General features: G+C 67.5%; 13 protein-coding genes. 4 read left to right on the top strand and 9 right to left on the bottom strand.

Features of this window, described 5'->3' with window-relative positions; translation table 11 throughout:
- The first annotated feature begins 77 nt into the window (after positions 1–77).
- On the top strand, positions 78–818 hold the full coding sequence (locus AAC067_RS04985; protein WP_339930188.1) for a carbonic anhydrase family protein: 741 nt from the start codon (positions 78–80) through the stop codon (positions 816–818).
- Between the two features lie 11 nt (positions 819–829).
- Here the strand turns inward: AAC067_RS04985 and AAC067_RS04990 are convergent, their stop codons facing one another.
- Positions 830–1,666, bottom strand: a complete 837-nt coding sequence (locus AAC067_RS04990; protein WP_339930190.1) for an enoyl-CoA hydratase-related protein — start codon at positions 1,664–1,666, stop codon at positions 830–832.
- Between the two features lie 83 nt (positions 1,667–1,749).
- Between AAC067_RS04990 and AAC067_RS04995 the strand changes: the two genes are divergently transcribed.
- From AAC067_RS04995 to AAC067_RS05005, 3 genes are all read left to right on the top strand, one after another.
- The gene (locus AAC067_RS04995) at positions 1,750–2,616 is read left to right on the top strand and encodes an NAD(P)-dependent oxidoreductase (protein WP_339930192.1); all 867 of its coding nucleotides are present in this window, start codon (positions 1,750–1,752) and stop codon (positions 2,614–2,616) included.
- A 49-nt stretch (positions 2,617–2,665) separates the two neighbouring features.
- A complete protein-coding gene (locus tag AAC067_RS05000) occupies positions 2,666–2,974 on the top strand; it encodes an autorepressor SdpR family transcription factor (protein ID WP_339930194.1) in 309 nt (102 codons plus the stop codon).
- A gap of 155 nt (positions 2,975–3,129) precedes the next feature.
- Positions 3,130–4,572: an aldehyde dehydrogenase family protein gene (locus AAC067_RS05005; RefSeq protein ID WP_339930196.1), complete on the top strand. Its 1,443-nt coding sequence runs from the start codon at positions 3,130–3,132 to the stop codon at positions 4,570–4,572.
- Between the two features lie 12 nt (positions 4,573–4,584).
- Here the strand turns inward: AAC067_RS05005 and hemN are convergent, their stop codons facing one another.
- From hemN to narJ, 8 genes are read right to left on the bottom strand one after another with little or no spacing between them, the layout of a single operon-like run.
- Positions 4,585–5,943: an oxygen-independent coproporphyrinogen III oxidase gene (hemN, locus tag AAC067_RS05010; RefSeq protein WP_339930198.1), complete on the bottom strand. Its 1,359-nt coding sequence runs from the start codon at positions 5,941–5,943 to the stop codon at positions 4,585–4,587.
- The gene (locus AAC067_RS05015) at positions 5,940–6,521 is read right to left on the bottom strand and encodes a molybdenum cofactor guanylyltransferase (RefSeq protein WP_339930200.1); all 582 of its coding nucleotides are present in this window, start codon (positions 6,519–6,521) and stop codon (positions 5,940–5,942) included. Before AAC067_RS05015 ends, hemN begins: the two co-directional genes overlap by 4 nt.
- Entirely contained in the window at positions 6,518–7,189 is a 672-nt protein-coding gene (locus tag AAC067_RS05020; RefSeq protein ID WP_339930202.1) for a carbonic anhydrase, read from the bottom strand. Before AAC067_RS05020 ends, AAC067_RS05015 begins: the two co-directional genes overlap by 4 nt.
- On the bottom strand, positions 7,186–7,776 hold the full coding sequence (locus tag AAC067_RS05025) for a hemerythrin domain-containing protein (protein ID WP_339930204.1): 591 nt from the start codon (positions 7,774–7,776) through the stop codon (positions 7,186–7,188). The genes AAC067_RS05020 and AAC067_RS05025 overlap by 4 nt, the downstream gene beginning before the upstream one ends.
- Positions 7,777–7,807: 31 nt before the next feature.
- The gene (locus AAC067_RS05030; RefSeq protein ID WP_339930206.1) at positions 7,808–9,034 is read right to left on the bottom strand and encodes a hypothetical protein; all 1,227 of its coding nucleotides are present in this window, start codon (positions 9,032–9,034) and stop codon (positions 7,808–7,810) included.
- Between the two features lies 1 nt (position 9,035).
- The gene (locus AAC067_RS05035) at positions 9,036–10,148 is read right to left on the bottom strand and encodes a peptidylprolyl isomerase (RefSeq protein ID WP_339930208.1); all 1,113 of its coding nucleotides are present in this window, start codon (positions 10,146–10,148) and stop codon (positions 9,036–9,038) included.
- On the bottom strand, positions 10,145–10,864 hold the full coding sequence (narI, locus tag AAC067_RS05040) for a respiratory nitrate reductase subunit gamma (protein ID WP_339930210.1): 720 nt from the start codon (positions 10,862–10,864) through the stop codon (positions 10,145–10,147). The genes AAC067_RS05035 and narI overlap by 4 nt, the downstream gene beginning before the upstream one ends.
- Positions 10,865–10,875: 11 nt before the next feature.
- Positions 10,876–11,586 carry a nitrate reductase molybdenum cofactor assembly chaperone gene (gene narJ, locus AAC067_RS05045; protein ID WP_339930212.1) on the bottom strand — a complete coding sequence of 237 codons (711 nt, stop codon included), beginning with the start codon at positions 11,584–11,586 and terminating at the stop codon, positions 10,876–10,878.
- Between the last annotated feature and the right edge of the window lie 2 nt (positions 11,587–11,588).

Here is an 11,588-nt window from a genome sequence, read left to right on the forward strand (position 1 = left end):
GGCCCGGTTGTCCCATGATCCGGTTTGAAATCGGCTGACCTTTCGAGGGCGAGCAGCGGTTTCAGGGGAGATGACCGATGCGACTCCTGTTGGCGACGGCGGCGGTTCTGGTTCTGGCGGCCTGCAAACCGGCGAGCGAGACCGCGCCGGTCGAGGCACCGGCCGAGGCGGCGGCGCACTGGACCTATGCCGATCAGGCCCACTGGGGCGGGGAGTGTCCGATCGGGACGGCCCAGTCGCCGGTGGCCCTGACGGCGGCCGATGTGGTCGACCTGCCGGACCTTGTCACCCACTATGCGGCAGGGGCGGGGACCTTGCTCAACAATGGGCACACCCTGCAATTCACGCCCGACACCGCGGGCGGGACCATGATCGGCACGGATGCCTATGATCTGGTCCAGTTCCATTTCCACGCGCCCAGCGAGCACACGCTGAACGGCAAGAGCTATCCGCTCGAGATCCATTTCGTGAACCGCAACGCCAACGGGGCCCTGGCCGTGGTCGGGGTGTTCGTGAAAGACGGCGCGGCCAATCCGGCGCTGGAGTCCCTGCTGGCGGTCGTGCCGACACAGGAAGGCGAGGCGGGGGTGACGCGGCCGGGCGTCTATCCGGTGCTGCTGCTGCCGGAGGACCGGCACTATTTCGCCTATGCCGGCTCGTTGACGACACCGCCCTGCACCGAGGGCGTGCGCTGGAATGTGCTGGCGACGCCGATCGCGGCCTCGGCGGACCAGATCGCGGCCCTGTCGGCGGCGCTGGGTCCGTCGAACCGCGCGGTGCAGCCGCTGGGTGACCGATCAGCGGCCTTCGGCGACTAGCGACCCCGGCGTCAGTCCTCGGGCGTGACGAGGGAGGCCAGCGGGGCCAGTCCGGCAAACTCGCCCGGTTGTTTCAGCGCCCGGGACTGGATGGCGGCGAGGATGTCGGCGGTGTTCCAGATCGAGCCCTGCATGACGGCGGCCCATTCCAGCCCCTCGGCCACGGTGTGGTCGCGGGCGTGGACGATGGCGGCCTTGGACCCGGACACGGCGAGGGGAGCCCTGGCGGCGATGGCGTGGGCCATGTCGAGGGCGGCGGCCAGCAGGGCCTCGGGATCGGGCAGCACGGCATTGACGAAGCCCAGACGCTCGGCCCGCTCGGCGGTCAGGGTCGTGCCCAGATAGGCCAGCTCACGGACCACGGCGTCGGGCAGGGTCTTCGGCAGGCGTTGCAGGCTGCCGATGTCGGCCATCATGCCGATGTTGATCTCCTCGATGCGGAAATAGGCCTCCTTCGACACCAGGCGCAGGTCGCAGGCGGAGACCATGTCGAGCCCGGCCCCGACGCAGGCGCCCTGGATGGCGGCGATGACCGGGAAGCGGACGCGCTCGAGCAGGGTCAGGGTGTCCTGCAGCTCACGCGCGGACTGGTGGAAGGCCTGGCGGGCGGCGGCGGTGTCGGTGTTGAGGATCGCCCCACCCGAGAAGACCGAGATGTCCATGCCGGCGCAGAAGTTGCGGCCTTCGCCGGACAGGACCAGGGCGCGCACGTCACCGGCCGCGTCCAGCGCCTTCAGGGCCGGGCCGAACGCCCGCCAGAACTCCATGCCGAGGGCGTTGGACGCCTCGGGCCGGGTCAGGCGCAGGTGGGCGACGGCACCGTCACGGGTGATCTGGAATGCGGTCATGGCGGCCTCTCGCTCGGTCCGGGGTTCTGTGTCTTTATGCACTGTATCCGTTTTCCAATGAAACCCACCCGGAGCAAAAGCCGATGTCACTGCAGGGAAGGACGCTGTTCATCACCGGGGCCAGCCGCGGAATCGGTCTGGCCATCGGCCTGCGCGCGGCGCGGGACGGGGCCAATGTGGTCATCGCCGCCAAGACGGCCGAGGCGCACAAGCATCTGCCGGGCACCATCTATTCGGCGGCGGAAGAGATCGAGGCGGCGGGGGGCCAGGCCCTGCCGCTGATCGTCGATGTGCGCGACGAGGATTCGGTCAATGCGGCGGTCGAGGCCGCGGTGGCCCGGTTCGGCGGCATCGACATCTGCGTCAACAATGCCTCGGCCATCCAGCTGACGGGGACGCTGGCGACCGAGATGAAACGCTATGACCTGATGCATCAGGTCAATGCGCGGGGCACGTTCATGGTCTCGCGAGCCTGCCTGCCGCACCTGCAGAAGGCGGCCAATCCGCATGTGCTGGCCCTGTCACCGCCGCTGGACATGGCCCCGCGCTGGTTCGGGCCGCACGTCGCCTATTCGATGGCCAAATACGGGATGAGCCTGGCGATGCTGGGCATGGCCGAGGAGTTCCGCGGCGAGGGGATCGCCTTCAACGCCCTGTGGCCGCGCACCGCCATCGCCACGGCGGCGATCGAATTCGCCCTGACCGGCAAGGACGGCCTGGCCCATTGCCGGACCCCGGAAATCATGGCCGATGCGGCCCACGCCATCTTCTGCCAGCCGGCGCGGGAGCTGACCGGGCGGTTCCTGATCGACGACAGCTTCCTGTACGAACAGGGGGCGCGCGATTTCGCGATCTACAGCGTCGATCCGACCAAGGCGCTGCTGCCCGACTTCTTCGTCCCGGCCAACAGTGCGCCGCCGCCGGGGGTGACGATCGGCCAGCAGCCCTGAGCCGCCCGGCCGATTGACAACGATTAGCCTGATGGCTAAATGACTGTGCATGAACACGGTCTTCAAAGCCCTGGCCGATCCGACGCGCCGGCGCGTGCTGGAGCTGTTGCGCCAGCGGCCGATGACGGCCGGGGAGCTTGCCGATCAGTTCAGCTTCGCCAAACCGACCATGTCGGCCCATTTCGCCGTGCTGAAGGAGGCCGGCCTGGTGGAAGCGACCAAGGATGGCAAACAGGTCATCTATCGGCTGAAGCTGTCCGTGCTTGAGGACGCCCTGTTCGGGTTTGCCCGGACGTTCGGCATCGGGGATGCGGCCGGGACGCCGGTCGTGATCGACAAGGACAACGCTGCCACCTAGATGCGGCCGTCGCCCTGACCCTGGCCCGTCTTGCCCGGTGTGATGCGGGTTGCGAGACAGGAAGGGGCTGATTTCACGGTCGGTTGGGCCTATCTGTCCCGCAGCGGCCTGTGCGCCCACGCCGTTCGCCTGCCCAATGCAAAAGGATCATCGCCATGTCGGATACGCTGGAACTGTCGCACTGGATCGGTGGCGAGAAGGTGGACTGCGACCGCCCCGGCGAGAGCCTGAACCCGTCGGACACGCGCGATGTTGTGGCCCGCACGCCGAAGGGCGGGGCCGCCGAGGTCGGGCAGGCGGTGGCCGCGGCCAGTTCGGCCTTCACCGACTGGTCGGAAGCCTCGCCCGAGGTGCGGTCCGATATTCTGGACCGGGCCGGGACCCTGATCCTGGAGCGGCGCGAGACCCTCGGGCGGCTGCTGTCGCGCGAGGAGGGCAAGACCCTGGCCGAGGGCATCGGCGAGACGGCCCGCGCGGGGCGGGTGCTGAAATTCTTCGCCGGTGAGGCGCTGCGCCTGCATGGCCAGAACCTGGCGTCGACCCGTCCGGGCGTCGAGATCCAGACCTATCGCCAGCCGATCGGGGTGTTCGGCCTGATCACGCCGTGGAATTTCCCGATCGCCATCCCGGCCTGGAAGATCGCCCCGGCCATAGCCTTCGGTAATACGGTGGTGCTCAAGGCCGCCGGCCCGACTCCGGCCACGGCCGAGGCGCTGATCGCCATCCTGCATGAGGTGGGCCTGCCGGCCGGCGTGGTCAATATGATCATCGGTGACGGCGACGTCGGTCGGGCCATCGTCGCCCACAAGGATGTCGTCGGCATCAGCTTCACCGGCTCCCAGACCGTGGGCGCGGGCGTGGCCGAGACGGCGGTCAAGCGTCAGGCGCGGGTGCAGCTGGAGATGGGCGGCAAGAACCCGCTGATCGTGCTGGACGACGCCGATCTGGACCGGGCCGTGGCCATTGCGCTGGACGGATCGTTCTTCGCCACCGGCCAGCGCTGCACCGCCTCCAGCCGCCTGATCGTTCAGGACGGTATCCACGACCGCTTCGTCGCCGCCCTGGCCGAGAAGGTGAAGGCCCTGCGTGTCGGCGATGCCCTCGACCCGAACACCCAGATGGGACCGGCGGTCAGCGAGGCCCAGCGCGAGAGCTCGTATCGCTATATCGACATCGCCCGCGAGGACGGGGGGCGGGTGGTCACCGGCGGCGAGCGTCTGAACATGGACAAGCCGGGCTGGTATGTTCAGCCGACCCTGATCGCCGACACCTCGGCCGGGTCGCGGATCAATAATGAAGAGGTGTTCGGTCCGGTCGCCTCGACCATCCGGGTCAAGGACTATGAGGAGGCCCTCGCGGTCGCCAATGGCGTCGAGTTCGGCCTGTCGGCGGGCATCGTGACCCAGTCGCTGAAATACGCCCGAGACTTCCAGCGCCGGGCCAAGGCGGGAATGACCATGGTCAACCTGCCGACCGCCGGGGTCGATTATCACGTGCCGTTCGGCGGCACCAAGGCGTCCAGCTATGGCCCGCGCGAGCAGGGCTTTGCCGCCGCGGACTTCTATACCCAGACCAAGACCAGCTATTCGACGAGCTAGGCGGTCAGTTTGTCAGATGGCCGCGCTGTGCCGTTTCGGCGCGATGACCGAGCGGTTGTCGAAACAGGCGGCGACCACCCGGACCAGGCGGGCCATATCGGGCGGGACGCAGACGCGACGTCCATCCACCTGACACAGGCCGTCCGGCTCCAGGGAGCAGGCGGCGGCGATCGCCGGGTCGAGCGTCGATACCTCCCGGCCATGGTCCAGACAGACGGCCCCGACATCGACCTGGAGATCGCACATCAGCCGTTCGATCACGGTCCGGCGCAGGCGGTCGTCGGAGGTGGTTTCCAGCTGGCGGCCGACCGGCAGGCGGCCCGCCGCGATGTCCGCAGCCCAGTCGTCGACCCGCAGCCGGTTCTGGGCGTAGGCGTAGGGCAAACTGCTGATCGCCGAGGGCCCCACGCCGATCAGCACCGCTGACGGATCGTCTGTATAGCCCTGGAAGTTGCGATGCAGGGTGCCCTCGGCCAGGCGGGCGGTCATCGGGTCACCGGGGCGCGCATAGTGATCCATGCCGATGCGGATATAGCCGTGCGCGGAAAGCACCGCTTCGGCCGCTTCGGCCTGCGCCCAGCGACCGGACACGTCCGCGAGGTCCGAGTCGCGGATCACCGCCTGGTGCTTCTTCATCCACGGCACATGGGCATAGCCGAACAGGGCGACCCGGTCGGGCTGCAGTGAGAGCGCGGTCTCCATGCTGGCGGTGACGTTGTCGCAGGTCTGGCCGGGCAGGCCGTACATCATGTCGAAATTGATGGCAGCGACACCGCCGCCGCGCAGGTCCTCGACCGCGGTGGCGACCTGTTCGACGGGCTGGATGCGGTTGACCAGACGCTGGACCCCGGGATCGAAGGTCTGCACGCCCAGACTGGCGCGGGTCGCGCCCGCCGCCCCCAGACCCCGGGCGAACTCGCGATCCAGATTGCCGGGATCGAGTTCGACCGCAACCTCGGCGCCCGGGCGCAACCGGAACCTCAGCGCCAGCAGCGCCAGCAGTTCGGCGAAGTCGCTCGTGTTCAGGCTGTTCGGGCTGCCACCGCCGAAATGCAGATGGGCCGTGCCGGCATGGTCGGGCAGGGCATCGCCCCACAGGTCGATCTCGCGCTTCAACTGGTCGAAGAACCGGGCGATCCGGGCGTAGCCGTTGGGCACACTGGTATGGCAGCCACAATACCAGCACAGCCGCTCACAGAAGGGGATGTGGGCATAGATCGACAGGGTGTCGTGTGACTGGATTTCGCCCAGCCAGCGACGGGTGTCTGCGTCATCGACCGCCGGCTGAAAAGCCAGGGCCGTTGGATAGCTGGTGTAACGCGGCAGAGCCCGGGTCGCGTAAGCCAGCAGGCGGTCGGACAGGGGGGTCATACCGCCAACCCTTCGGCGAGGGCGAGGTCATCGAGGGTGTTGATGTTGAGGAACGGATCCCGCTCGTCGATTGGCCAGTCCACGACGACCCGGCCCACCGCTTCGCTGAGACCGTTCAGGGACAGCTGTCCCCGGTTGGCCCGGTGGACGAGAACGGGCAGGGCAGACGTGCACCACAGGGCGCACACCGGATGCAGTCGCCCATCGCTGGCAGTGACGGCGACGCCTGCGTCGCGGGTCAGGGCCTGATCAAGGCGGACCCGCAGGTCGGCGGGCAGGAAGGGCATGTCGCACGGGATGGTCAGGACGCGGTCCGCGCCGTTGACGGCGGCCCAGGCCAGCGCCGAGGCGAGGCCGCCGAGGGGGCCCGGGATGCCTGGATCATCAAGGATCACCGGATCATGGACCTCGCTGACCTGCTTCGGGTCACGCAGGACCAGGACGGTCGGCGCTCCCCATCCATGGGCCGCGTTCAGCGCGTGGGTCACAAGGCGTGTCCCCGCCAGTTGCCGCTCAGGCTTGGCCCCGCCGATCCGCAGTCCGGCTCCACCGGCGAGAATTGCCGTGACGATACTCATGATAGGCGACCCCTGCCCGGGGTCCGCGGGCGCGAACGGGTTTGCGGGCGGACATGGTCAAGGCGGCGCACATCCTCGGGGCCGGTGATCGTGGTCTCCATATCCCGGACCAGACCGTCGCGAATGGAGTAGATCCAGCCGTGGATCTCCAGCGGCTGGCCCCGCTTCCAGGCATCGGTGATGAAGGGGTTGCGCGACAGGGCCCGGACCTGGGCCAGCACATTCTTCTCGCAGATAAAATTGACGCGCGCGTCAGGGTCGTGGATGGCCGCGAGCTCGCTGTCATGATCCTCGCACAGCCGCTGGACGCGCTGCATCCAGTGGTCGAGGATTCCATGGCGCTGTCCGTCGAGCACGGCGCGGACCCCGCCGCAGCCATAGTGGCCGCAGACGATGATGTGCCGAACCTTCAGCGATTCCAGGGCGAATTGCAGGACGGCCAGCAGGTTCATGTCCTGGGCCGGGGCCAGATTGGCGACGTTGCGGTGAACGAACAGTTCGCCCGGTTCCATGCCGACGATCTCGTTGGCCGGGACGCGACTGTCAGAACAGCCGATCCACAGGTATTCGGGTGACTGTTGCGCGGACAGACGCCGGAAATACTCGGGGTCGATCCGGGCCTTGGCTGCCGCCCATTTCAGATTGTTGCGAAGCAGTTCCTCGATCACGGCGCTCGTCCCGATGACGCCGGGCCATCCGCAGGCATTTCGTCCTCTGTCCTGTCCAGAACGACGCCCCGGCGTGCCGCCATCCGGGTGCTGAGCGCGCGCAGATCCCGCGGTGTCAGGCGCAGGCGGGCGATCGGCAGGATGATCGCATTCTCCAGCGCGATATGGCGACGCTCATGCAGCGCGAACTCCGTGAACAGGCGACGCGTTTCCAGATCATGCCCGGGGGGCTGCCCCTCGCTCAGGGCCCGCTCCAGCAGGGCGGTCAGCACCCGGGTCTGCTCCATGTCGTCGCGGTGCTCGGCGGACAATGACCCCAGCAACGGACCCAGTTCATCTTCCGGCAGGCAGCGGCGGCGGAGCAGGGGGAACAGGTCCTCTTCCTCGTCGATGATGTGCAGGGCCATGTCCTGACGCAGGAAGGTCAGGATCTCTTCTGCCTCTTCACGCAGCAGGACGGTCGCGGTGCCGACGCGTTCGATCAGGCGGCACAGCTGACGGTGGCGATAATGCTCGGCGAACAGCCAGTTCAGTGGCTCATGAACAAGACCCTGGGGTAGCGCTTCGATCTGCGGCTTCTGGCTCATCCGGGATGACCTTCCTGCCCTGCCATACGCTCTAGAACCGATAGTCCATGGCGACCCAGACCTTGGTGCGATCGGCGAACGCGACCTGCGCACCGTCGAACCGGGCTGCCTTGATCTCGATGGCCCGGCGCGGGTCCAGCACCAGACGGCCTGTCAGGTCCAGCTCACGGCCGTAACGGTTGGCTCCGTCGGCGTCACGAATGTCGCGCCACGAGGCGGCGAGCGTGGCGCTGCGTCCGACCGGCGGATGGGCGATCGCATAGCTGACCGTGGCGGAGACATCGCGCAGTCCGTCGCGGGGGGTGTTCAGAAAGATATCGGCCCAACCCTGAAAGGCGTGCAGGGTCGCCAGCGGCGTCTGGAAGGCTTGGGTTCCATTGCCGTCCAGCCGTTCCACGGCCAGGGTTCCGGTCAGAGGCCCGTGCTTCAGTCCTGCGGAGATCAGCCCGTAGTCCAGGTCGAAATTGGCCGGGTTGGCTCCGTATTCGGACTGGCGCGCATAGTCGACGGCGTACAGGGCTGACCAGTCAGGGGACAGGGCATGACTGCCCTCAAGCCGCGCGCCCCACGTGGATGAAGACTGGGCCGGGGCATTGGCGAAATCGAGCAGATAACCATAGGTCGTCAGCCGTCCCATCGGCGTCGGGATGTCGACATTGATCAGGTGGCTGTCGGAATTCCACTCCCCGACCGGACTGTCGTCGCCGAAGATCCGGTGGACCCGGTCGATCCAGACATAGGTCACCGTCACCGGTTTCAGGGCCCGGGTGGTCACCTTGACGGCGTCGAACGTCTGTTCGTTCTGGCGAAAGCCGACATTGCCGACGAAACGCGCGTTGCCGAGGATGATGCGCTGGCGGCCGAGGACGACCTCGGTTTCCGGCAGGCCGGTCCAGGTCAACTGCAGCCGGTTCAGCTCGACCCCTTCCGGGTCGGCCACCACCGGATATCGGGCCGGGCCGTGGATGGTGTCGTTGTAGTCGTCGACCAGGGCCACGACGCCCTCACCCTCGACCAGCAGACGGAAACCGGACCAGTCCGGGCTCTGCCAGCCCAGACGGGCACGCAGGGTCACCGCCGTCGCATCGTCCAGTCCGTCCTGGTTGACGCCTTCATAGCGCAGGCGGCTGTCGAACAGGACGTCGCCCGCCGTCGTCGACGCCGCGGCCGGACCGGGAGGCGTCGACTGGGCGAAGGCCGTGACGGGGGCCACCGTCAGCGCAAGGGCCAGCAAGGTGGAAGGGGTGAGGGGCTTCATCTCAGTTCCTGCGAATGAGGGTGAACGTCTTCTTCTGAGACGTCAGTTTCGACTTCAGGATCGCCTGAACGCAGGCCAGGGCCGGATCGCCGGAGCCCTGGGCGGCCGAGATCAACCGGGTCCAGCTTTCGTCGCCCGCACCCAGCGCAAAGTTGGAGATTTCCCGCTGCACGAAGGCGGCGAAACCGATGCCTGCGGCTTCAGCGACCTCACGGGCCCGGGTGGCCAGGGCGGGGTCAGCCTCGTCCAGCCAGGTTTCAAGGCGGGCCGCGACAGCAGACTGGTTGTTCAGCAGGTCGCCCAGCGACAGGGCCCCGTTGGACACGGTGCCGTCGATGGTGACGGTGAGGGCCACACCGCGCTCACGCGCCTCCGCCGCCAGCCCGGACACATAGCGGGTGGCCGCCGCGGTCCAGGCGCGGCTCTCCAGATGCAGGGCGATCTGCGGCTGGACATGTTCGAACGGCAGCCGCTGACCGTCGATCCGTCGGTCGAGACGCAGGATGTGCCAGCCGAAGCGGGACCGGACCGGCTCGGAGGCGGTCTCTCCGGCCTGAAGCCTGTCGAGTCCGGCCTCGACCTCGGGCGCGAGGTCGCCGGGCGACAGCTGGCCGAGGGAGCCACCGACGCCCTTGGACGGGCAGTCCGAGAGCGTTGCCGCCAGAGCGGCGAACCGGGACGGGTGGTCCGCCAACTCGGCGATGGCCGCCATGGCCACGGCGTGGGCCGAGGCCCATGCCGTGTCGTCGTCACCCTTGGGGGCGCACAGAATATGCGAGGCCTGGGTCAGGCGAGGTGTGCGGAACCGATCCGGCGCACCATCGTAGACCCGGCGGCATTCGCTCTCGTCGGGGCGTTCAATCGAGATCTCGGCGTCGAGCACCGCGCGGACGAGCGCTTCCTCCGGCGTCTCTTCACGACCGTCCTCGTCCAGCTCCGGCTCGGCGATCAGGCCCATCTGGTGGGCACGATCCAGAAGCAGGGCCTTGATGGCCAGGGCGTGGCCCGCGGCATTCCGGGCCGCCTCGATCGTCGGACCGGGATGGTTCTGGGCCTCTTCGGCAACGAGACTTTCCGGCAGTTCAACGCCGTCGACAACGATGACGGCACTCATTTTGTCCGCTCCACGGTGCGGCGCGTTGGCGGCATCGGGCGCTTGCTGCGCACTAGCTGCCAGCCGCGGCGGTTCAGGTACCAGATCGGTGCCGACAACATGTGCACCAGCCGGGTGAACGGGAAGATCAGCAGGATGGTCAGGCCGAGGGTGATGTGGGCCTTGAAGACCCAGCTGACGTCGGTGATGTAGCTGGCGCTGTACGGGTTGAAGGTGAAGATGCCCTGGGCCCAGTTCATGAATTTGATCATTTCACTGCCGTCGCGATGTCCCAGGGACAGCGGGATGGTCGCCAGGCCGAGGCCCAGCTGGACCAGCAGGATCACCAGGATGGCGATATCGCCGAAGCTGGAGGTGTTGCGGATGCGCGCGTCGAACAGTCTCCGGTGCAGTAGCAGCAGGCCGCCGGCCAGGCAGAAGATCCCGGCGACGCCGCCCGCGACGATGGCCAGCATCTGCTTGAAACCGTGGGTAACCATGAAGAAGTCCCACACGATAACGGGCGTCAGCAGGCCGACGAAATGACCGGCGAAGATGGCCAGGATGCCGAGGTGAAACAGGATCGACCCGAGCACGAGTTGCTTGCGCCGCAACAGCTGGGAGGAGCCGGTCCGCCAGGTGTATTGCTCACGGTCGAACCGCACGATCGATCCGATCGCCAGCACGGCCAGGGCGATATAGGGGTAAACCCCGAACGCGATGAAATTCAGGTCCATAGCGGAATTCCTCAGGCGGCCGCGCCGGAGCGACGGCTTTTTTCGGGGGGCGGGGCGGCGTTCATCGCGGAGAGCATTGAGTCCGCCTTGGGACAGCCGGCCTCGCCGGGTCCGAAGGTGACGGCGGTCTCTTCCCACGACTTGTCGAGGGCCTCGAGATCGTCGGGGTCCTCGTCCGGCTCCTCCAGCAGGGCCGCCACGGCGTCGGTATCGGGTGCGGCATCGGCCAGGTTCGACAACGCCCCGAAGACGGCGCGATAGGGACTGTCCCGCTTGTGCAACCGCTCGGTCAGGGCGGCCAGAACATGGGCCCCCTCACCGAGCAGTGAGGCTGCCTCAGCGTCCGGCAGGGTCGACAGGAAGTCGAGGAAGACCGGCAGGTGGTCCGGCAACTCCTTGGCCGACAACTCCAGCCCGTAGGAGGCATAGAGCTCGATCAGGGCGGCCATGGCCTGACCCCGGTCCCGGCTTTCGCCATGGATATGCTCGTACAGGTTCAGCGACAACGACCGGGTCCGGTCGAACAACTGCACAAAGCCCTCCTGCAGTTCATAGAGGTCGTCGTGTTCCAGCATGCCGGCCAGCTTCTCCAGCGACCGGACGATCGGCTCGGGGATCAGACCTTCCGAGCGGATGGCGTCCATGGCCGCCGGGGCGGCTTCCTGGATATCCGCCGTCGGATAGCTGAGCATCAGGGCCAGGGCGCGATAGGTGAGGGCCATGA

Source organism: uncultured Brevundimonas sp., assembly GCF_963977465.1.
Classification (GTDB): domain Bacteria; phylum Pseudomonadota; class Alphaproteobacteria; order Caulobacterales; family Caulobacteraceae; genus Brevundimonas.